This is a genomic window from Arthrobacter sp. K4-10C (assembly GCF_059090085.1).
The window spans coordinates 406,623-428,982 of record NZ_JBNHFI010000001.1 but is presented as its reverse complement, the minus strand read 5'-3'; the positions used below and the strand labels follow the sequence as shown (position 1 = coordinate 428,982).

Below are 22,360 nucleotides of genomic sequence, written 5' to 3'. Positions count from 1 at the left end.
CGGCTATTTGCCCTGCCGTGCCGACAGCCGGGCTACAGCCAGGGCCAGCCACAACTGCACCCGGTCTGAGGTCACCGCGGGGTCGTACCCGGTCAGCTCGGTGATCTGCGCCAGCCGGTACCGGACGGTGTTGCGGTGCAGGGTCAGCTCCTCGGCGACGGCGGCCACCGAGCCGTTGTTGTTCAGGTAGCTTTCCAACGTGGTCATCAGCTCCGCGCCGTGGGCGGCGTCGAAGGTGCGCAGCGGGTTCAGTGACTCATGCGCCATGTCCGCCAGCGGCACGTCCTCGCTGGCCAGGAGCAGTGAGGTCAGGCTCAGCCGCTCCGGCTCGTTGACCGGCAGCCCATGGCCCGCCGCGTCGCGGGCCTCGAAGTAGCTCCAGCGCAGGCCGTTCGGCTTGGTGTAGGCGCCGCCGATGCCAATCGTGGCGTGGATGCCCGCCTCCGCCAAATGGTCGCTGAGCTTCCGTGCCAGGGCCGGCGCCGTCCCGCCGTCGTCATTGACCACCAGCACCAGGTCCTTGCCCACGACGGCGGCAACGGAGTTCTCGAGTTCGCGCGGCACGGCCGTGCTTCCCAGGGCCTTGTTGTGCGCGGCGGAGACGGCCAGCAGCACCACGTTCTTCCGTGTGCTGTTGACGCCCACCCCGGCCAGGCGGCGCTGGGCCTCGCTGGTTTCGAGGGCGCCGTGGATGACGTCCTCGAGCACCTGCCCGCAGAGGGCGCGCTGGGCCTGGCGCTGCTTGACCATGTTGTTCAGTTCCACGCTGATCAGGTTCTGCGCGTAGCCGATGATGCCGGAGTCCTCGAACGGCTGCCGGACCCATAGGGTGCAGGCGTCCCGCCGGCCTGTGGGAATCGGATAGGTGGACCAGGAATCCGCAGACGGGGATGCACTGCTGCTGTTGTAGAGCTGCGCCGTGAACTGGGTGAGCGCAATGTCCGTGCGGAGCATGCTGCCCAGCTGCTTCAGGAGCTCGGCCAGCCCGCCGCCGGTGAGCAGTGCGCGGGCCAGGACCTGGTGGCCGGCGATCAGGCGCTCCAGTTTGGCGTAGTGGTCCGCGGACTGGGCGTCGGCCACGAGTTTGGTGATGGCGATGAAGGGTGTTTCGTAGGGGACCTCAACCACGGGTAGGCCCCAGCGGTTGGCCTCGGCCAACAGTGCCGGCGGCACCGCCTCATGCGAGAGCCCGACGCCGAACCCGATCCCGACCGCACCGGTACGTTGCACCTGGCGGACAAACCGCCGCTGCTCAGGCGCGGACTTGAGCCTCAGCCCTGTCGTCAGGATCAGCTCCCCGCCGTTGAGGAACCGCTGCGGATCCTCCAGCTCCGTGACGGCCACCCAGTTGATCTCCTGGTTCCATGTGGTTTCGGCAACTCCCACCTTGGACAGCTTGAGGGAGTTCACGCCCAGCAGGGCGGCGAGGGAAATGGCCATGGATCAAGGATAATCATGTGCTGGACAACCGCACTAAACCACATCGGGAAGGGTGTGCAGGTGGCTATTCACTGGGCGGGGGTGCTGGCATAGGCTCAAACCGGTTCCATCCATCCGCCTGCCGCTGATGGCCGCTCAGAGAAGAGGTTGCACACCGTGGTCCAAACCTTGCAGAACTTCATCAACGGGGAGTTCGTTACGCCCGCCGGCACCGGCCGGCTGGACATCATCAACCCCACCAACGGGGACGTGGTTGCGCACTCGCCCATCTCGGTGCAGGCCGACGTCGACGCTGCCATGGCCGCGGCGAAGGACGCCTTCAAAACCTGGAAGCACGTCACCCCGGGCCAGCGGCAGCTGATGCTGCTCAAGCTCGCCGACGCCATCGAGGCCCACAGCGACGAACTGGTGGAGGCCCAGCACCGCAACACCGGACAGGTCCGCTCCCTGATCGCCTCCGAGGAAGTGGCCGCCGGCGCAGACCAGCTCCGCTTCTTCGCCGGTGCCGCCCGCATCCTCGAGGGCAAGTCCGCCGGCGAGTACTTCGAGGGCCACACCTCCTACGTCCGCCGTGAACCCATCGGCGTCGTGGCGCAGGTGGCCCCGTGGAACTACCCGTTCCTGATGGCCATCTGGAAGATCGGGCCCGCGCTGGCGGCCGGCAACACCGTTGTCCTCAAGCCCTCGGACACCACCCCCGAATCCACCCTGGTCCTGGCCCGCCTGGCCGGCGACATTCTCCCCGCCGGCGTCCTGAACGTCATCCTTGGCACGGGCGAGACCGGCGCCATAATGGTGGACCACAAGGTCCCAGGCCTGGTGTCCATCACCGGCTCCGTCCGGGCCGGCATCGCCGTTGCCTCCGGCGCGGCCAAGGGCCTCAAGCGTGCCCACCTGGAACTGGGCGGCAAGGCACCCGCCATCGTCTTCAAGGACGCCGACATCAAGAAGAGCGCCGCGGCCATCGCCGAGTTCGCCTTCTTCAACGCCGGCCAGGACTGCACCGCCATCACCCGGGTGCTGGTGGAGGAGTCCGTGCACGACGACGTCGTGGCCGCCATGGTGGAACACACCCGCACGCTGCACACCGGTTCGCAGAACGACGAAGACAACTACTTCGGCCCGCTGAACAACGCGAACCATTTCAACGCAGTGACGTCCGTGGTGGAAAACCTTCCTGCCAACTGCCGGATCGAAACCGGCGGCCACCGGGCGGGGGAGAAGGGCTACTTCTTTGAGCCCACCATCATCACCGGCGCCAAGCAGACCGACGACGTGGTGCAGCAGGAAACCTTCGGCCCCGTTATCACCGTGCAGAAGTTCAGCACCGAGGAAGAAGCCGTTGAACTGGCCAACGGCGTGGAATACGCCCTGGCCTCCAGCGTCTGGACCAGCAACCACGGCACTGCCATGCGCCTCAGCCGCGACCTGGACTTCGGCGCCGTCTGGATCAACACCCACATCCTCCTGACCGCCGAAATGCCCCACGGCGGCTTCAAGCAGTCCGGCTACGGCAAGGACCTCTCCATGTACGGCGTGGAGGACTACACCCGCATCAAGCACGTCATGAGCGCGCTCGACTCCTAGTCCCCGCCGGCGCCCCTTTAGAAAAGAAAGAAACCCAATGACCGCAACAGCATCAGAAATCACCTACCGGCTGGAGCAGAAGCGCCGCGTCCAGGCCGACTTTCCCGGACCCAAGTCCGTCGCCCTGACCGAACGCCGCAAGTCCGTAGTGGCCGCGGGCGTCGCCTCCAGCGTCCCCGTCTACGTGGCAGACGCCGACGGCGGCATCATCCAGGACGTGGACGGCAACTCGTTCATCGACCTCGGCTCGGGCATCGCGGTGACCAGCGTGGGCGCGTCGGACCCCGCCGTCGTCGGTGCCGTGAAGGAAGCCGTGGAGCACTTCACCCACACCTGCTTCATGGTTACCCCCTACGAGGGCTACGTGGCCGTCGCGGAGCAGCTGAACCGTCTCACCCCCGGCGACCATGAAAAACGCACCGTCCTCTTCAACTCAGGCGCCGAAGCCGTGGAAAACGCCATCAAGGTGGCCCGCCTCGCCACCGGACGTGACGCCGTCGTGGCTTTCGACCACGCCTACCACGGCCGCACAAACCTCACGATGGCGCTCACCGCCAAGGCCATGCCGTACAAGACCAACTTCGGCCCGTTCGCGCCCGAGGTCTACCGCATGCCCATGAGCTACCCGTACCGCGAGGAAAATCCCGGCATCACGGGCGCCGAGGCCGCCAAGCGCGCCATCACCATGATCGAGAAGCAAATCGGCGGGGACCAGGTTGCCGCGATCATCATCGAACCCATCCAGGGTGAGGGCGGCTTCATCGTCCCGGCCGAAGGCTTCCTCCCCGCCTTGGCCGGCTGGGCCAAGGAAAAGGGCATCGTCTTCATCGCCGACGAGGTGCAGTCCGGATTCTGCCGTACCGGCGAATGGTTCGCCGTCAACCACGAGGGCATCGTCCCGGACATCATGACCATGGCCAAGGGCATCGCCGGCGGCATGCCGCTGTCCGCGATCACCGGACGCGCCGACCTGCTCGACGCCGTCCACCCCGGCGGCCTGGGCGGAACCTACGGCGGCAACCCGGTGGCCTGCGCCGCGGCGCTGGCGTCCATAGGCTCCATGCAGGAGTACGACCTGGCCGGGCGGGCCCGCCACATCGAATCCGTTGCCACCGGCCGCCTCCGGGACCTGCAGGCTGAGCTTGGCGGTGCCGGCTCGTCTGTCATCGGCGACATCCGCGGCCGCGGCGCCATGCTGGCCATCGAACTGGTCCAGGCCGGCTCCAAGGAACCGAACCCGGAGTTGACCAAGGCCGTTGCCGCCGCCTGCCTTAAGGAAGGCGTCATCATCCTCACCTGCGGCACCTACGGCAACGTCATCCGTCTCCTGCCGCCGCTGGTCATCACCGATGAACTGCTGAATGACGGACTGGACGTCCTGGCCGCGGCCATCAGGGCCAACGCTTAACGGAGCACGAAGCGTCCCAACGAGGCAGTAACAGGAAAGGCAGCACCCCACGCGGCGGGGGTGCTGCCTTTCTCGTTGTCAGAGCGCCGGGCCGGGGTACCTACCCACCCCCCTAACCCGGTAGGAAGGCTACCTAATTCCCCCCCTCTTATCTGGCCAAAACACCTAGCCACTCGGCTTCATGAAGAGCTCATTGTAAGTAGCCCCAAGCTTCCCTTTGGAGTACCCGGTACTCGTGTTAGGTCAGCAGGGCGGCTCGTAGTTTGGACAGCACCGGGGGGTTAAGCAGCGGCTCCTTAAAAGTCAGACTCTGAGGAGATCTACTGTGAAACCCGTCGCTATAAGCGAATACCAAAAGACGATTCCAGCGGCCACAGATTTTGTTTCCCGGTCCGGCAAGGGTGCCGCGGCTGGCAGGAAAATGGTGAGCGAGACTTCAATCCCGAGAGCGTGCGTCGTCGATGTGCTGACGATATCCCCGCAACGGAAGCGATACCTCCAGGCCGGTGAAACATATCGCTCGGAACAGGGGAGATGCAATGACTCAGTTGTCAACGGGTACTGACGACCGGAAGACCCACCTCGCGGACCAAGGGCCGGCCTCTGCGGGCCGACCCCGGCACCCTGGCCGGCGCCTGTTCGGGTCCAGGGACGCAAACGAGCCGCGTCCGGGCCCAGCTGGTGAGCAGAGCGTCCAGGCCGGCACGCCGGAAACCGACATGTGGGAAGAGGGCAACGCAGCGGCCCGATCCGGAAGCCACGAAAGGGCCATGACTTGCTTCGTCCGGGAAGCGGAGATGCGGTCAAGGCAGGGCAGCCACGGCCGTGCTGCGATAGCGTTCAGGGCGGCGGCAGAACAAGCCCGTTTGCAGGGCCTGGCGGAGCGAAGCGAGGAGTTGCTTACCAGCGCCGCAACCGCCTACGTGCAGGCGGCGGAACGTAACCGGCTCATGCCGAATACGGCACACGAGGCATGGATTTCGGCTGCCAAATGCTTCCTCCAGTTGCAACACCTCGACCGGACAGCATGGTGCATCGAGCAGGCCCGGAAGTTTGCGGACAGCACTCGCGGTGTTGGCGAGAGCGTGAAGACGGCGACATGAGGATCCTGCTGACGACCGAGGGAACCTACCCCTACTTTCAAGGAGGCGTGTCCACCTGGGCCCATGAGCTCGTAAACGGCTTGCCTGAGCATGAGTTCGTGGTGGCTGCCGTGATAGGCAACCCTGACGTAGCTCCCGCATTCTCCATCCCACCCAACGTCCGGGTGCTGCCCATCCCCCTGTGGGGGACGGAGAAAGTGGAGGAATACGTCGAACCAACAGCACATTCCCGGCGACCGGCCAGGCTACGGGGACGGTCGCGGGAGCGCGCCTTTGCGGACTTGCTGTTGCCTGCGTACGAGGAGTTGGTAGCAAACCTGTTGGAACCCCGGGATCCGCGGGAACTGGGCACTGCCATCGCCGACATCGCCAAGTACTCCGAGAACAATGACCTGCATGAGGGCTTGCGTGACCCGCGGTGCTGGGAACTGGTGCGTGCCCGGCTCAGTGAACACTCGCTCCTGGCCGACATTTCCATGGCCGACGCAATCGACTTCGCCCGTTCGCTGTACCGCTACCTGACACCTCTCGCGGTACCCCTTCCGGATGTCGACGTGGCACATTCGTCGGGTGCTGCATTATGTGCGCTGCCCGCTGTCGCAGCCAAAGCCTACCGGGGTGTACCACTACTCCTGACCGAACACGGGGTCTACGTTCGCGAACGCGTTCTTCATCTGGTCCGGAATGACACCCCGCTCCTGCGGAAGGTGCTGCTTGGCAACCTCTACCGTTCGATTGCCCGCTGTGCCTACGCGCTTGCCGACGCCGTCCTGCCGGTTTGCGAGTACAACACCAGGTGGGAGTACGAGCTGGGGGCCGATCCCGGCCGGCTGGAGGTCATCTACAACGGCGTCAACCCCGACGAGTTCTTTCCGCGAGCGGTTGAGCTGAGCAGGCCGACCATAGCCTACGTAGGGCGTATTGAGCCGCTCAAGGACGTACTTGGCCTCATCACCGCCCTCAACATGGTTCGTCGCGAAATTCCCGATGTCCTCCTGCGGATCCATGGCCCTGACGATGACCGCCGCTATGCGCAACGCTGCAGGTTGGCCGTGGCAATGCTGCAGCTCGAAGACAACGTCGTGTTCGAGGGATCAACGAAGGACCCGGCGAGGGCCTACCAGGAATCGGACGTTGTGGTGCTCTGCTCGGTCTCGGAGGGGTTCCCTTACACAGTGGTGGAGGCGATGAGCAGTGGCCGTCCGGTTGTCTCCACTGCTGTAGGCGGCGTGCCGGAGGCACTGAACCGACCCGAACTGCTCGTCGAGCCGCAAGACCCGGCAGCGCTCGCTAACGCGCTGATAGCCCTCTTCCGGAAAACCCCGGCAGAACGTGCGGCAATCGGCGAGGAGTTCCGGGAGCGCGCGGTCGGCCTGTTCTCCCGGGAGCGCTTCCTTGAGAAATACGGCGCCCTCTACCAAGGAGTGGTCAATGACGATGTTGCCTGAGAACCCCCTCCCCGCCGAACTCACAATGGATCTCGACGAACTGGGCCCGGACTTGCACGCCGAGGCGCGCTCCGTCGCGGGCAGGACACGGGAAGCGCAGGACGCCTTCGAGGTGGCAGTGATCCTCGCCACCCTGGGTTACAGCGACGAGCGTGCGCGTGAACTGGGCTGCAGGGACGTCTTCGAGCTCGCCGGCAAGGTGAAGTCACTCCTGCCGCTTTACGGCGGGCCGGTGGACGAACCCCCGGTCGGCAGCATCGACCATGTCCCCGAGCCGCCGCCCGGGCCAGACCGGATGAGCTTGGGACTTCTTGGCCGCGCGCTGCTCTATTCTGCGCCGTGGATCGTTGCAGTCCTCGCGCTGGTAATAGCGCGTGTTTCCTTCTGGTCCACGATCACTCCGCAAATGTTCTCCACTACCGTCAGCCTGGCATTGTTTGCTGCTCTGATTGTGACCGGCGGATTCATGCAGGCGTTCGCACGGAGGGGGCTGTTCTATTCGCTGCAGCACAACGCCCCTTTGCTGCAATGGGCGCTCCGCTGGACGCTGGGCGCAGGCCTGGTGGCGCTCCTCGTGGTCATCGGTGGCAGCTACCTGCTTCTGGAGTACGTTGTTGAGGCATACACGCCCGCCGCAAACCGGTCATTCCTGTTCTTCGGAATCTCCATCGGGGTCCTGCTGCTGGCCTTCTCGCCGCTGTACCTGGCCCGCGCCATGCGGGAAGTGGTGATCGCTGCTTCCGCTGGCGGGCTGGTTGCCGTGATCGGCGGGCTGTGGATCACTGAGGGAAACTACATCAACCTCTTCACTGCCCAGTGGGTCCAGTTCAGCGCATTGTGGACCACTGTGGTTATCGCCGTCCTGTTCGATGTCCGGGTCCTGCGGCGGCTGGCAGCACCACCCGTCGGGAACGAACACACATCAAGTGCCAGCAGGTCTGTCCTGGCGCCACGGCTTGGCCCGGTGGCGCGTTCCGTGCGTGCCTACTGGGCCTACGGGACGGGTTTCTTTGTGCTCCTTATTGTCGACCAGTTGGTGGCGGGCGGCCTATGGATGGGTGTCTTCCACTACAACGGGCTGTACCAGGTGGGTGTCGGCACCGGCTTGCTCATCCTTGTTCCGACCCTCACCTACGCGATCGCTGCAGGTTTCCTGCTCCCTGCGACGGTGCGGCGCGAGATGAGGCGGCACAGTGTCTCCGGCAATGACGGAATCAACCGCGTGCTGCTCCGTTTCTACCGCCGGCACCTGCTTGTCACGGTGCTTGTCGGGCTGGTCAGCGGTGCTCTCCTGCTGGGTGCCACAGACTGGCTCGCTACGGTGAGCCTCTTGACGGTGCACCTCCAGATGGCCAAAGAGGTATACACCATGTCGCTGATCGGTTACCTCTTATTGGGGATTGGCGCTTTCAACACCGGGCAGTTGTTCAGCCTCGGCAGGGCCCGGATGCCTGCAGCCGTGGTTTGGATCGGAGCGGGTGTGTCCCTGGCGACAGGACTGATCCTTGCCTATGAGTGGGACGACATTCTGGGTCCCGTCATTGGCCTGATGGCGGGGTCGGCAGTGTTCGCGATTGTGACTTCGGTGGCCGCCTACCGCATGTTCCGTCAATTCGATCTCAGCTACTTCAGGGCGTTCTAATGAGACTCTCCAGGACTATCGTGGCAATACTGACCGCCGTAGGGCTCACGGCTGCCGGCGCCTCCGCCGCCAGCGTGCTCAACGATGAGGGAACTGTCCTCGCTTCGTCCGGTCAGTGGCAACTGCTGCGGACCACCGAAGGCACTCTTATGGACAATCCCTTCGACAAGGCCATCCCGAGCCGGGTGCTACAGGACACCTATGAGTTCAATGGTGACACCGACCCTGATCTCGCCTTCGTGCGTGCCACCGACGACGGCCTCCAGGTTGGCGTGGAGCCGATGCCGAAGGCTGAGAGCCACAATGGCTACTTCGCTGTAACGCACGACGCATATCCGGAGACCAGCATCTTCCATGTGCGGATGTCGAAACAGCTCGGACAGATCCAGTCGCTCGACCAGGTCGGCCAGGCAGTCTTCGCCGTCCAGACTGCCTCCACCAAGATCACCGGCCTGATCAACTTCATTGTGCTGTCAGCCGACAGCACGGGAGGAACCACAGCCTGGCGGGTGGGCTATATGTATGGGCATGTGAGGAACGCCGCATACGTCAACTACTGGAACAGCACTCCGGCGGCTGACGCACCGGACACCCAGGAAATTACCCTGCGTACGGACGGCCGGCGCACGCTGACGGTCTGGTTCGGCAGCGAACAGGTGTTCCACTCCGACGAGCTCCAGTTGGACATCCAGGCTCCTTACCAGCCGTACCTTGAGGTGCAGGCCGTCAAGACGCCGTTCGTTTCCTCGTTCCAGAACTTTTGGGTAGCCAAGGACGACCACTTGCAGCTTCACGGGTTGCCCGACGGCGCCGCCGTGAGGCTCGTTGACAACCAGGGCGCGACCTTGGGAGAGTCGGTGGCAACGCACGGCGGCAATGCCACGCTGGAACTTCCGCCCTACGCTGCGAAGGGCAACGGCACCTTGGAGATTACCGAGCAGGGGCGCGAGCCAGTCCGGCTGGGGGCCTTTGATTATGCAGGCGGCGACGAACTGCAGGTAGTACGGAAGTGAAGGCCTGGAGGTTCGGGACCCGAAAACCGCCACCCCAGGTGACTGGCGCACGCGTCCAGGGCACCCAGCAAGCGGCAATTTGGCCGTTTGCCATCTACTACGGGTGGCCGAGCTACGTCAACGGCGCCCGCGAACACGTGGCTCGTGCCGTCGCCGCCTTCGACGGGTACGGGGTGGTGGTTTTCGGTGACGACACCGCTACGCCGGAGGGCGATCCTTTGGCGGCTCCGATCATGGCGGGGGTCACCGCCCGGGGTGGGCACCCCTACGGCTACGTCACCCTCGGAGTTATCGACGGGGAACCCAACCACTCCATGGGGGAGCTGCGCGAGCGTATGGATGCCTGGTGCCGGCTCGGCGTCCGGGGAATGCTTCTCGATTGCGCCGGTGCAGACTACGGGGTAACCCGGGCCCGGTTCGACGCAGCAGTGCAATACGCACATTCCCTGGGGCTAAGCGTGCTGGCGAACGCATGGGATCCCGACGACGTCCTGAAGCGGTCGGTAACAATGGGACCGGGGGACGGCTACCTGGGCGAGAACGACGTGCTGTCAGATGGCAGGTTCCTGTCCCCGGCCACGTACAGGCCGAAGCTGGCAAGAATGGCCGCCTATAAAGCGACTCTGGGAATAACCCTTTTCGAGACTGCCACGAGCAGGGACCTCCAGTACGCCGACCTTCTGGCGTCGCGGGTGTTGGCCGAGTTGCGGGGTTACAACATAGATGCCTTCCACCTCACCGACCCTGTCTACAGCTGTGTTGACAATGTCCTCATCAGGCCTCCCGCAGAGCTTTGGGTCGGACGGTGAAAGCCGCCGGGTATAGGCGCAAGCGGCCGGCCGCTGCCGTTCTGGCGTCCGCCCTGCTGTGCTTCCTGGCGGGGTGCGGGCTGGGGGACCCGGACCCCCCTACCCCGCTCCCGTCCACGGGATCGGATGGTTTGCATATTGCCATCCCGGCGTACGTTGACCCGAAGGACTCGGGTTTTTGGCAGTCGGTAGTTGAAGCCGCGCCACAGGTACGCGATGTCATCGTCAACCCCCACAACGGACCCGGTGCGGCAACATCGGAACGGCACGTCCAACTGGTCAGGACTTTGCGTGATGCAGGTGTCCGGGTGTTGGGCTACGTCATGACCGGGTGGGGTGAGCGCGAGGCGGCTGCCGTCACAGAAGACATCAACCGCTGGCGGGAATGGTACGGCGTGGACGATATCTTCCTGGACGAGGCGGCATCGGTTTCGGAGGAGGTCGATACTTATGCGGACTACGCCGATGTGGTCCACGGGTCTGGAGGGATTGCGGTCCTCAACCCCGGAATAATGCCAGACCGCGGCTACTTTGAGTTCGCCGACGCCATTGTGACCTTCGAAGATCCGATGGAGAACTACTTCTCAGCGAAAGAACCCCCGGAGTGGCTTCGGGCGCAGACGCGTACCGAGGTGTGGCATATCGTCAGCGGTGCTCCCCAGGACCGGCTGGATGAGGTGGTAAACCGGGCCCGCGGGCAGGGGGTCGAAAAGCTGTTCGTGACTGACGATGAAGAACCAAACCCCTACGACAGCCTTCCGACATACTGGGCGGAGAAGCGGGACGCCTTGGAAGAGTAGCCCGGAGTCAGCGTTCCGAAGCGTTGCGACCGGGGGCGACCTCGCGTTTGGCCACTGAATTCTTCCGGGCCGTGCGGAGCATATCCACGGTGAGGACCAGCAGTGCCACCCACACCACAGCGAACCCAATCCAGCGGGCCAGCGTCATCGCTTCGTGGAACACGAGCAGCGCCAGGATGAACTGCAGCAGGGGAGCGAAGTACTGCAGCAGGCCGATGGTGGTCATCGGCAACCGGCGGGCGGAAGCACCGAAGAAGAGCAGCGGGACGGCAGTGATGATGCCGGAGGCCAGCAGCAGCCAGAAATGCCCCGGGCCCTGTGTGGTAAGCGTCGCAGATCCCGCCGCGCCCAGGTAAACCATGGTGGCGGCCGCGAAAGGGGCGAGCACCATGGTTTCCACGCTGAGGCTGGTCACCGCGTCCACCTTGGGGCCCACCCGTTTTTTCACGAAGCCGTAGAGGCCGAAGCTGAAAGCCAGCGTCAGGGCGATCCATGGCAGCTTCCCGTAGGAGTAGGTGAGCACGCCCACCGCAACGAAGCCAATGCCGACGGCGGCCCATTGCAGGGGACGCAGCCTCTCCTTGAGGACGAACACGCCAAGGAGGACTGAAACCAGCGGGTTGATGAAGTAGCCCAGCGAGGCTTCCACGGCCTGGTTGGTGGTCACGCCGTAGGTATAGGTCAGCCAGTTCACGGCGATGAGCATGGCCGCGACGGCAAGGCTGCCGAACACCGCCCGGTCCCGGAATGCCGCAACCAGGACCGGCCAGGCACGGGTCACGGTGATCAGCAGGGCGCAGAACAGCAGTGACCACACCACCCGGTTGGCCACGATTTCGACGGCGCCGGCCGGCATAAGCACGAAGAAGTACAGCGGGAGCAGCCCCCAGAGCCCGTACGCCCCGATGCCAAAGAGGATTCCCGCCGTCGTCTCTTTGTCCACTGCCTTGGGTGCGCCGGGAGCCTGGCGCCCTGCTGCACCGGTGGAAGACTGCCGCCCCGGCGGTACGGCCGACGGGGCCGGGGGACTGCTGGGGACGGGTCCTTCGGGGATAGGCACGAAACCCATAACACCAGCCGCAGGACAGGTATTCCAAGCCGGCAGGCCGGAAAACCCAAAATAGTCAGTAGGCTTGCTTTTATGATATTTGCCGACCGTCTGAAGGCCCTGCCATGAGGCTCCGGCGCAGCAACGCCTCGGGCCGCGGGTACCGCCGTGTGCCCGCGGGCAAGGGTTTCAGCTACCGGGACCTTGATGGTGCAACACTGCCGTCCGGCCCAATCCGGGACCGCCTGGAAAGCATCGGGATTCCGCCTGCCTGGACGGACGTGTGGATCGCCCCGTTTGAAAACGGGCACATCCAGGCCACCGGCGTGGATGCCGTGGGCCGGCGCCAGTACATCTACCATCCGGAATGGCGGGAACGGAAGGACCGGCTGAAATTCGACCGCGCCCTCCAGTTGGCCGAGTCGCTTCCGTCCGCCCGGCGGCGGGTCACCATGGACCTGCGCAGCGAGGGATTTTCCCGTGAGCGCGTCCTGGCCGGGGCTTTCAGGATGCTGGACAGCGGTTCGCTGCGCGTGGGCTCAGAGCGTTACACCAATGAAAACGGCAGCCGCGGACTCGCCACCCTGCTCTGCGCCCACGTCCAGGTCCGCAAGGACCGGATCCTGCTGAGGTTCCCCGGCAAGAGCGGCAAGGACTGGGAATCGGAAATGCGCGACGCCGACCTCGCCGCCCTGCTGCGCCTGCTCAAGCGGCGCGGCCCGAACGCCCGGCTCCTTGCCTATAAGGAGGGAAGGAACTGGCGGCCTGTCACCAGCGCCGATATCAACACGTACGTGAAGGAACGGACGGGTTCGGACTTCACGGCCAAGGACTTCCGGACCCTCCGGGGCACGGTGGCAGCTGCCGCCAGCCTGGCCCGGACCGGGGCGCAGCGGACGGCAGCCAAGCGCAAGCGGGCCATCAGCCGCGCGATGTACGAAGCTTCCGAGGTCCTGGGAAACACGCCGTCGATCGCCCGGAAGAGCTATGTGGACCCACGGGTGCTGGACCACTACCACCAGGGCGAAACCATCGACCCGAAGCGGCCTGATTCCGCGGAGGCCGAGCTTCGGGCGCTGCTTTACCGCGAAGGCAACGTGGTCCCGCTGGCGAAGAGCGGCTGAGGCCTAGAATAAGGGACTGTGCGCTACCTCCGGCGCATCCTCATTGTGCAATGAAGGACCAGTTCAGAAGGGCTCCCGGTGTCCACCTCCAGCGAATCAGCTTCCACCCGTCCGCTTCGCGTCGCCATTGTGGGCGCAGGACCGGCAGGAGTATATGCTGCGGACATCCTCACCAAATCCAGCGGGGTCAAGGACGGGGACTTCGAGGTCAGCATCGACCTCTTCGAGGCCTACCCGGCCCCCTACGGTCTGATCCGCTACGGCGTTGCCCCGGACCACCCCCGGATCAAGGGCATCGTCAACGCCCTGCACAAGGTACTGGACCGCGGCGACATCAGGTTCCTTGGCAACGTGACGTATGGCCGGGACCTCACCCTGCACGATTTCCGCGCCTTCTATGACGCCGTGATCTTCTCCACCGGCGCGGTCAAGGACGCGGACCTGAACATCCCGGGGATTGAGCTGCACGGATCTTTCGGCGGCGCCGATTTTGTATCCTGGTACGACGGGCACCCCGACGTCCCCCGCGAATGGCCGCTGGACGCCAGGGAGATCGCGGTGATCGGAAACGGGAACGTGGCCCTGGACGTGGCCCGCATGCTGGTCAAGCACCCGGAGGAGCTGCTCAGTACCGAGATCCCGGACAACGTCTACCAGGGGCTGAAGTCCTCCCCGGTCACGGACGTGCACGTGTTCGGCCGCCGCGGTCCGGCCCAGGTGAAGTTCACTCCGCTGGAGCTGCGGGAGCTCAGCCACATGGATGACGTGGACATTGTGCTCTACCCGGAGGACTTCGAATTCGATGACGCCTCTGACGAAGCGATCCGCAGCAACAACCAGATCAAAACCATGGTGAACACCCTCACCAACTGGCTGGTGGAGGAACATGCCGAGTCAGAGAATCCGTCCTCCCGCCGCCTGCACCTGCACTTCCTGCACAGTCCGGTTGAAGTGCTCGACGACGGCACGGGCAAGGTGGGCGGGGTCAAGTTCGAGCGGATGCAGCTGGACGGCACCGGCAATGCCAAGGGCACCGGCGAGTACATCGAGTACCCCGTCCAGGCCGTCTACCGCGCCATCGGCTACCACGGTTCGCCCCTGGACGAGCTGGAGTACGACGCCAAGCGGGGCGTCATCCCCAATGAGGGCGGCCGCGTCCTGGACGCGGGCGGCAACCCGGTTCCCGGCATCTACGCCACGGGCTGGATCAAGCGCGGCCCGGTAGGCCTCATCGGCCATACCAAGGGGGACGCCCTGGAGACCATCGGCTTCCTGCTCGAGGACCGGCTGACATTGCCGCCGGCCCAGAACCCGGACCCGCAGGCGATCATCAACCTGCTCGAAGAGCGCGGCATTGAATACACCACCTGGGAGGGCTGGAACAAGCTGGACGCCCACGAAGCCGGACTGGGCGCAGCCTGGACCGGGCCCGAAGGGCTGGACCATGTGGTCCGTGAACGGATCAAGGTGGTCCCGCGCGAGGAAATGATCAGGATTTCCCGCGAAACACCCAGCGCCTAGCCCTCCGGGGAGTAACCCATCGGGTTTGTCTGCTGCCATCGCCAGTGGTCCTGGCACATCTGGCGGAGATCCCTGCGGGCCGCCCAACTCAAATCAGCGAGGGCAGCGGACGGATCGGCATAGCTGACTGCGGAGTCTCCCGGGCGCCGGCCGGTGATTTCGTACGGTATGGGCCGGCCCACCACAGCACTGAAGGCGTCAATAACCTCCAAGACAGAGGAGCCTTTGCCGGTGCCGAGGTTCCAACGGAATACACCCTTTTTGTTTGCCAGGTAGCCCAAAGCGGCCAGGTGGCCGGACGCCAGGTCCATGACATGGATGTAGTCGCGGATCCCGGTGCCGTCAGGGGTGGGGTAGTCGTTGCCGAAGACCATGACCTTTTCCCGGCGCCCCACGGCGACCTGGGCGACGAATGGCAGCAGGTTGTTGGGGATGCCAACCGGATCTTCGCCTATCAGCCCGCTTTCGTGGGCGCCGACCGGGTTGAAGTAGCGGAGGAGGGCAATGCTCCAGTCGGGATCTGCTGCGCCCAGATCAGTGAGAATGTCTTCGATCTGTTCCTTGGTCCGGCCGTACGGGTTGGTGGCATCCAGCGGAGCCTTTTCGGTCAGCGGGACATCCTGCGAAGCCCCGTAGACAGTGGCCGAGGAGCTGAAAACGAGCCGGCGGACCCCATGGGTATCCATGGCCTGCAACAGGTTCAGTGTGCCCATGATGTTGTTCCGGTAGTAGTGCAGGGGCTTTTCAACGGATTCCCCCACTGCCTTCAATCCGGCGAAGTGGATGACTGCCTCGAAGCCGCCCTCAGCGAGAAGACGATTGACAGCCTCTGCATCCATCAGGTCCAACTGCCTGAATTCGAGGCGCCTGCCGGTTAACTGCTCCACTCTTCGAAGTGATTCAGGATTCGAGTTCACCAGGTTGTCCAGCACTACGACGTCGTGCCCTTCTTCGCTGAGGCAAAGCGTAGTATGCGATCCGATGTAGCCGGCCCCGCCGGTAACCAATACCTTCATGCACCACAGCTTAGAAGTGTCAGCGCCCCGGAGGAACTCTTTCAGGCGCGTCAGCGCTGACATATGCGCGGCCTGGAGTGCCAACCCGTGCGCGGGAAAACCTCCCAGGCACGGGCGGGGCCTTGTGCCCGCGGGATAAACTACTGCCCACACGCGGTCTGAGGGGCGCCAATGCCCGAAAGAAGCCCAACAGGAGTTCAATGCGGAACCTGATGCAGCCCGAACCGCTGCAGCGCGGCGCCCTTGCCGCCCACGAGCAGCTCGACGGCCGGGCCCTTCCGGATGCCCCCGGCATTCTCCGCCCCCTGATCCGGGAATCCTGGCAGCGTTCGGTCAGCTTCAAGGCCAACCCGGACAACCCCGCCGCCCCGCTCGCCCTGGATGCGGATGAGCTGGAAGACTACCGCAGCCAGCACCCGCTGGCCGCCATCATGCCGGTCATCAACAAGCTCCTGGTCCAGCCCAGCCACGACAGCGGGCTGCTGGTGGCAGTGGGTGATGAGGTGGGACGGTTGCTGTGGGTGGACGGCGACCCGGCGCTGCAGCGGCGGGCCGAAGGCATGATGTTCGTCGCCGGCGCCGATTGGTCCGAGGCCACGGTGGGCACCAGTGCCCCGGGCACCGCCCTGGCCCTTGGCCGGGGAATCCAGATTGCCGGGGCTGAGCATTACCAGCGCGCAGTCCACGCCTGGAGTTGCACCGCCGTCCCGTTCCACGACCCCGATTCCGGCGCCGTCCTGGGGGTCGTGGACATTACTGGGACAGACACCGCGGTGGCGCCCCACACCTTGTCCCTGGTGGAGGCCACCGTGGCGGCTGCCCAGGCGCAGCTGCGCGTCGAGCGGCTGCAGCTTGCCGCGGATCCCGCCATCAGCCCTGCACGACGCCGGGCAGGGGCTTCCGCTTCCCGCGCACCACGGGCAGGCGGCAAGGAAGGCAGCCTGTACCGGAACAGCCTTCAGCTGCTGGGCCGCGACCAGGCCCTGCTCAGCCTCGAGGGCAGGACGGTGGTGCTGTCCGCACGGCACAGCGAGATCCTTGCGTTGCTCAGCACCCATCAGGACGGGCTCACTGCCGAGGGACTCAGCGTCCTGCTCTATCCGGGTGAGGGTTCCACCGTGACGCTGCGCGCCGAGATGGTCCGCCTGCGAAAGGTCCTCCAGGAGCTCCACCCGGACGCCGTTCCCGGCTCCCGGCCCTACCGCCTTCCGCTGGACGTGGTGCCGGACAGCGGCCAGGTGCTGAGCTGCCTCCAGCGCGGCGCCCACCGCATCGCCCTGGAGATCTACCGCGGCGCCGTGCTGCCGAGGTCGGAGGCCCCCGGCATTATCGAGCTGCGGCATAAGGTCTCGTCGCTGCTGCGCGAGGCGGTCCTGACCGATGGCAGTGCCGAGGCCCTGCTCAAGTACGCGGACCTCCCCGAGGCAAGGGACGACGTCGGAGTCCGCCGCGCCGCGCTGCGCCTCCTTCCGGCGCGCTCACCCAAGCGGGCCGCCGTCGTCGCTGACCTGGAACGGCTGGAAGCCGAACTCCACGCCTAAGGCGGTGGTGCGGAGAGGCGCGGTCATCGCTTCGTGAGCTGGATCACCTGGTTGCAACCTTGCTGCAACCTGCCCGCTCCTACGCTGGCTTTACGGCAAACGCCCGCTCGGGCAAGCCTTCTGCACAGCAAAGGAGCTAGCAATGACCGTGTACGCACAGCCCGGAACCGAGGGATCGAAGGTCACCTTCAAGGACCGCTACGAGAACTGGATCGGCGGTGAATGGGTTGCCCCGGTGAAGGGGCAGTACTTCGAGAACATCACGCCGGTGACAGGAAAGCCCTTCTGTGAGGTGGCCCGCGGCACCGCCGAGGACATCGACCTGGCACTGGACGCAGCGCACAAGGCCGCACCGTCCTGGGGCAGGACATGCGTCGCGGAACGGGCCGCTATCCTCAACAGGATCGCCGACCGGATCGACGAAAACCTGGAAATGCTCGCCGTCGCCGAAACCTGGGACAACGGCAAACCCGTCCGCGAAACGCTCAACGCCGACCTGCCGCTCGCGTCGGACCACTTCCGGTACTTCGCCTCCGCTGTCCGTGCCCAGGAGGGCAGGCTGTCCCAGTTGGACGACGACACCACCGCCTACCACTTCCACGAGCCGCTCGGTGTCGTAGGCCAGATCATCCCCTGGAACTTCCCCATCCTCATGGCCGTCTGGAAGCTGGCACCTGCGCTCGCGGCCGGCAACGCCGTCGTCCTCAAGCCGGCCGAGCAGACGCCGTCGTCCATCCTGGTGCTCATGGAACTAATTGGCGACCTCCTGCCCGCCGGCGTGGTGAACGTGGTCAACGGCTTTGGCGTGGAAGCCGGCAAGCCGCTGGCATCCAGCCCGCGGATCCGCAAGATTGCCTTCACCGGCGAGACCACCACAGGCCGCCTGATCAGCCAGTATGCCAGCCAGAACCTGATCCCAGTCACGCTCGAACTCGGCGGCAAGAGCCCCAACATCTTCTTCAACGACGTCGCCCAGGCCAACGACGCCTTTTACGACAAGGCGCAGGAAGGCTTCGCGCTGTTCGCCTTCAACCAGGGCGAGGTGTGCACCTGCCCGTCCCGCGCCCTGGTCCAGGAAGACATCTACGAATCATTCATGGCCGACGCCGTCGCCCGGGTGGAAAAAATGGTGCAGGGCAACCCGCTGGACACCGACACCCAGGTGGGCGCCCAGGCCTCCAACGACCAGCTCGAGAAGATCCTCTCCTACATCGACATCGGCAGGCAGGAAGGTGCCAAAGTCCTCGCCGGCGGCGGCCGTGCCGAACTGCCCGGCGACCTCGCCGGGGGCTACTACGTCCAGCCCACCGTCTTCGAAGGCCACAACAGGATGCGGATTTTCCAGGAGGAGATCTTCGGCCCCGTGGTCTCGGTGACGAAGTTCAGCGACTACAACGACGCCATGGGCATCGCCAACGACACCCTCTACGGACTGGGCGCCGGCGTCTGGTCCCGTAACGGAAACATCGCCTTTTGTGCAGGCCGCGAAATCCAGGCCGGCCGCGTATGGGTCAACAACTACCACGCCTACCCGGCAGGTGCCGCGTTCGGCGGCTACAAGTCCTCGGGCATCGGGCGCGAGAACCACGCCATGATGCTGGACCACTACCAGCAGACCAAGAACCTGCTGGTCAGCTACGACGAGAACAAGCTCGGCTTCTTCTAACCGCTCCACTCCCGCTACAACGACGCAAGGATTTCGCCAATGACGACGACAATGCAAGCAGCAGTAGTAAACGAATTCGGTCAGGACCTCCAGGTCCAGGACATCGCAGTACCCACCCCCGGCCCGGGGGAGGCGCTGGTCAAGGTGCTCACCACGGGCGTCTGCCACACGGACCTCCATGCGGCTGAGGGTGACTGGCCGGTCAAGCCCGCACCGCCCTTTGTTCCGGGCCACGAGGGCGTCGGCGAAGTAGTGGCCCTCGGCGAGGGCGTCACCGACCTCGCCGTCGGCGACCTGGTGGGCAACGCCTGGCTGTGATCCGCCTGCGGCGACTGCCAGTACTGCCGTACCGGCTGGGAAACCCTGTGTGAGGCGCAAAAGAACGGCGGCTACAGCGTGGACGGCTCCTTCGGCCAATACATGCTGGTGGACTCGCGCTTCGCCGCCCGCATCCCGGCGGGATCCGACCCCGTCGAAGTGGCACCCGTGCTCTGCGCCGGCGTCACCGTCTACAAGGGCCTGAAGATGACCGAAGCCCAGCCCGGTCAATGGGTCACCATCTCTGGCATCGGCGGCCTGGGGCATATTGCCGTCCAGTACGCCGTCGCGATGGGACTGCGGGTGGCCGCCGTCGATATCGCCGATGACAAGCTGGAACTCGCCAAGGCACACGGGGCGGAAGTGACTGTTAACGCGCTGCACGAGGACCCGGCTGAAGTAATCCAGCGCGAAACAGGAGGTTGCCATGGAGTCCTGGTCACTGCGGTGCACCCGTCAGCTTTCGGCCAGGCCATCGGGATGGCACGCCGGGGCGGCACCATCGTGTTCAACGGCCTGCCGCCGGGAGACTTTCCGGCTCCGATCTTCGAGATTGTGCTTAAGGGTCTTACCGTCCGCGGCTCCATAGTGGGCACCCGGCAGGACCTGGAGGAAGCCCTGGACTTCTATGCGCAGGGCAAGATCCACCCCACCGTCTCGGTCCGGGAGCTTTCGGAGGTCAACGCGGTATTCGACGAGATGAAGCACGCCAAGATCGACGGCCGCGTGGTCCTGAGGTTCTGATGGCTCCGGAGCGGCTCGATGCCGCTGTGACGCTGCCCGGGGAGGACTTTTCCCGGGTGGCGCTCACGCCGGCAGCGGTGGACCTGCTGCGCTCGCTGTGGCTCCGGCACGGGCCCCTGATGTTCCACCAGTCCGGCGGGTGCTGCGACGGGTCCTCGCCCATGTGCTATCCGGCGGGCGACTTCCTGACCGGGGACTCGGACGTCCTGCTGGGGTTGTTTGACCTGTCCGGCGGTGCGGACCCGCAGCCGCTGGAGTTCTGGATGTCCCGGGAGCAGTTCAACTACTGGAGCCACACCCACCTGACCGTCGATGTGGTCAACGGCCGGGGGAGCGGGTTCTCGGTGGAGGCGCCCGAAGGCAAACGCTTCCTCATCCGGTCCACCCTGATGGATTGGCCCGCCTGAGCGGTTCGGCCCAAAAGCACTTGGGGCCCTCCAACTGGAGGGCCCCAAGTGCTTTTCCAGAATAAAGTTCGGCAACAGTACCGTCTCACCATTCGGAACAATTGGGGCCGTCCAGTGGATGGACACTATCGTGGATAAGTCTGTTTCCATCCGAAATCAGGATTGTGATCCCCTATGAACCTTCTCCGGACTAAATCCATCGAGCAGTCAATAGCCGACGCCGATGAACCCGGACGCAAGCTCAAGCGCTCACTCAGCACCTGGGACCTCATGATCATGGGCGTCGCCGTTGCTGTTGGCGCCGGCATCTTCTCGGTGGGCGCGAAGGCCGCAGCCAACTTCTCCGGCCCTGCCGTAACCGTGTCCTTCGCGGTCGCCGCCATCACCTGCGCCCTTGCGATCATGTGCTACGCCGAGTTCGCCACCGCCATCCCGGTAGCCGGCTCCGCCTACGTCTTCACGTACGCAACCATGGGCGAACTCCTCGCCTGGATCATTGGCTGGAACCTGATCCTGGAACTCTTCACCGCCGCGGCGGTCATCGCCAAATACTGGGGCATCTACCTCAGCAAGGTGTTCGCCCTCATGGGCGCGGACATCCCGCCGGCCATCTCACTGGCCGGCGTGGACCTGTACTGGGGGGCGTTCCTCATTGTTGCCGTCTTCACGGTGCTGCTGGTGCTGGGCACCAAGCTGTCCGCACGGGTGGGGAACATTTTCACCCTCATCAAGATCGGCGTTGTCCTCTTCGTGATCGTAGTCGGCTTCACCTACGTGAAGTTCGAGAACTACGCTCCGTTCATTCCCGCGGCCGAGCCGACAGGCGGAACCGGTACCGCTGACGTCCTGAAGCAGTCCTTCTTCGGGTTCCTCACGGGCGCAGCCCCGGCACAGTACGGCACCCTGGGAATCTTCGCCGGCGCAGCCCTGGTGTTCTTTGCCTTCATCGGATTCGACGTCGTGGCCACCTCGGCCGAGGAAGTGAAGAACCCGCAGAAGACCCTGCCGCGCGGCATCTTCGGCGGACTTGCCCTGGTGACACTGCTCTACATCCTTGTCTCGCTGGCGCTGACCGGAATGGTGTCCTACACCCAACTGGCCGAGGCGGAAAACCCCACCCTCACCACCGCGTTCGAAGCAGTGGGAGACACCTCCGCCGCTAAGATCATCGCGTTCGGTTCCCTGGTGGGCCTGACCACCGTGATCATGGTGCTGCTGATGGGCCTGTCCCGGGTGGTCCTGGCCATGAGCCGCGACGGCCTCCTGCCCCGGGCCCTGTCCAAGACCAGCGAGAAACATGCGACGCCGGCCCGCCTCCAGATCATCTGCGGCGCCGCGGTTGCCCTGGTGGCCGGCCTGACCAACGTGGACCTGCTCGAGGAAATGATCAACATCGGCACACTGTCCGCCTTCGTCGTGGTCAGCCTGGGCATCATCGTGCTGCGCAGGAAACGCCCGGACCTGAAGCCTGCCTTCCGCGTCCCGTTCGGCAAGGTCCTGCCGATCCTTTCCGCGGTGCTGTGCCTCTACCTGATGACCAACCTGGCCGTAGAGACCTGGATCTTCTTCGCCATCTGGCTCGCGATCGGCCTGGCCATCTACTTCGCCTACGGCCAGCGCCACTCGCGCCTCAACGAGCGTTTCAGCGAGGCCAACTCCGCTGTCAACGGTGCCGCTGCAGCCGTACGCGACTCCGACCAGGAAGACGAGTACTCCCGGGCCTGA

The 22,360-nt window shown here is 64.9% G+C and carries 16 protein-coding genes and 1 pseudogene; 14 read left to right on the top strand and 3 right to left on the bottom strand.

Features of this window, described 5'->3' with window-relative positions:
• Nucleotides 1-3: 3 nt before the first annotated feature.
• The gene (locus AC5RUU_RS02000) at nt 4-1,440 is read right to left on the bottom strand and encodes a PucR family transcriptional regulator (protein WP_493973526.1); all 1,437 of its coding nucleotides are present in this window, start codon (nt 1,438-1,440) and stop codon (nt 4-6) included.
• A gap of 156 nt (nt 1,441-1,596) precedes the next feature.
• Between AC5RUU_RS02000 and AC5RUU_RS01995 the strand changes: the two genes are divergently transcribed.
• The 7 genes from AC5RUU_RS01995 to AC5RUU_RS01965 all read left to right on the top strand — a co-directional run bounded on the left by AC5RUU_RS01995 (nt 1,597) and on the right by AC5RUU_RS01965 (nt 11,250).
• Nucleotides 1,597-3,027: an aminobutyraldehyde dehydrogenase gene (locus tag AC5RUU_RS01995; RefSeq protein WP_493973525.1), complete on the top strand. Its 1,431-nt coding sequence runs from the start codon at nt 1,597-1,599 to the stop codon at nt 3,025-3,027.
• Nucleotides 3,028-3,064: 37 nt separating this feature from the next.
• A complete protein-coding gene (gene gabT, locus AC5RUU_RS01990; RefSeq protein ID WP_493973524.1) occupies nt 3,065-4,435 on the top strand; it encodes a 4-aminobutyrate--2-oxoglutarate transaminase in 1,371 nt (456 codons plus the stop codon).
• A 973-nt stretch (nt 4,436-5,408) separates the two neighbouring features.
• Complete coding sequence (gene pelF / locus AC5RUU_RS01985) at nt 5,409-6,986, top strand: GT4 family glycosyltransferase PelF (RefSeq protein WP_493973523.1); 1,578 nt, start codon at nt 5,409-5,411, stop codon at nt 6,984-6,986.
• Nucleotides 6,970-8,628 (top strand): hypothetical protein, encoded by a 1,659-nt coding sequence (locus AC5RUU_RS01980; RefSeq protein ID WP_493973522.1) that lies wholly within the window; start codon nt 6,970-6,972, stop codon nt 8,626-8,628. Before pelF ends, AC5RUU_RS01980 begins: the two co-directional genes overlap by 17 nt.
• Nucleotides 8,628-9,641, top strand: a complete 1,014-nt coding sequence (locus AC5RUU_RS01975) for a hypothetical protein (RefSeq protein ID WP_493973521.1) — start codon at nt 8,628-8,630, stop codon at nt 9,639-9,641. The genes AC5RUU_RS01980 and AC5RUU_RS01975 overlap by 1 nt, the downstream gene beginning before the upstream one ends.
• Nucleotides 9,642-9,679: 38 nt before the next feature.
• On the top strand, nt 9,680-10,450 hold the full coding sequence (locus tag AC5RUU_RS01970; RefSeq protein WP_493973520.1) for a hypothetical protein: 771 nt from the start codon (nt 9,680-9,682) through the stop codon (nt 10,448-10,450).
• Nucleotides 10,451-10,581: 131 nt separating this feature from the next.
• Nucleotides 10,582-11,250: a spherulation-specific family 4 protein gene (locus AC5RUU_RS01965; RefSeq protein WP_493973519.1), complete on the top strand. Its 669-nt coding sequence runs from the start codon at nt 10,582-10,584 to the stop codon at nt 11,248-11,250.
• 7 nt (nt 11,251-11,257) lie between these two features.
• Here AC5RUU_RS01965 and rarD read toward each other — a convergent pair whose 3' ends face one another.
• Nucleotides 11,258-12,319, bottom strand: a complete 1,062-nt coding sequence (gene rarD, locus AC5RUU_RS01960) for an EamA family transporter RarD (RefSeq protein ID WP_493973518.1) — start codon at nt 12,317-12,319, stop codon at nt 11,258-11,260.
• A 104-nt stretch (nt 12,320-12,423) separates the two neighbouring features.
• On the opposite strand from rarD, the gene AC5RUU_RS01955 reads away from it, so the two are divergent.
• Both AC5RUU_RS01955 and AC5RUU_RS01950 read left to right on the top strand, forming a co-directional pair.
• Nucleotides 12,424-13,422: a DNA topoisomerase IB gene (locus AC5RUU_RS01955; protein ID WP_493973517.1), complete on the top strand. Its 999-nt coding sequence runs from the start codon at nt 12,424-12,426 to the stop codon at nt 13,420-13,422.
• Between the two features lie 78 nt (nt 13,423-13,500).
• Nucleotides 13,501-14,943 carry an FAD-dependent oxidoreductase gene (locus AC5RUU_RS01950; RefSeq protein WP_493973516.1) on the top strand — a complete coding sequence of 481 codons (1,443 nt, stop codon included), beginning with the start codon at nt 13,501-13,503 and terminating at the stop codon, nt 14,941-14,943.
• Here the strand turns inward: AC5RUU_RS01950 and galE are convergent.
• The gene (galE, locus tag AC5RUU_RS01945) at nt 14,940-15,959 is read right to left on the bottom strand and encodes a UDP-glucose 4-epimerase GalE (RefSeq protein WP_493973515.1); all 1,020 of its coding nucleotides are present in this window, start codon (nt 15,957-15,959) and stop codon (nt 14,940-14,942) included. The genes AC5RUU_RS01950 and galE overlap by 4 nt on opposite strands.
• Nucleotides 15,960-16,159: 200 nt before the next feature.
• Here galE and AC5RUU_RS01940 point away from each other — a divergent pair, with 200 nt between their 5' ends.
• The 5 genes and pseudogenes from AC5RUU_RS01940 (at nt 16,160) to AC5RUU_RS01920 (ending at nt 22,360) form a co-directional block, all read left to right on the top strand.
• On the top strand, nt 16,160-17,500 hold the full coding sequence (locus AC5RUU_RS01940) for a GAF domain-containing protein (RefSeq protein ID WP_493973514.1): 1,341 nt from the start codon (nt 16,160-16,162) through the stop codon (nt 17,498-17,500).
• Nucleotides 17,501-17,642: 142 nt separating this feature from the next.
• Nucleotides 17,643-19,166, top strand: a complete 1,524-nt coding sequence (gene exaC / locus AC5RUU_RS01935) for an acetaldehyde dehydrogenase ExaC (protein WP_493973513.1) — start codon at nt 17,643-17,645, stop codon at nt 19,164-19,166.
• Nucleotides 19,167-19,205: 39 nt separating this feature from the next.
• Nucleotides 19,206-20,228, top strand: a pseudogene (gene adhP / locus AC5RUU_RS01930) (alcohol dehydrogenase AdhP).
• Nucleotides 20,228-20,635, top strand: coding sequence for a DUF779 domain-containing protein (locus AC5RUU_RS01925; protein ID WP_493973512.1), 408 nt, complete (start codon nt 20,228-20,230; stop codon nt 20,633-20,635). Before adhP ends, AC5RUU_RS01925 begins: the two are co-directional and overlap by 1 nt.
• Before the next feature lie 174 nt (nt 20,636-20,809).
• Entirely contained in the window at nt 20,810-22,360 is a 1,551-nt protein-coding gene (locus tag AC5RUU_RS01920) for an amino acid permease (protein ID WP_493973511.1), read from the top strand.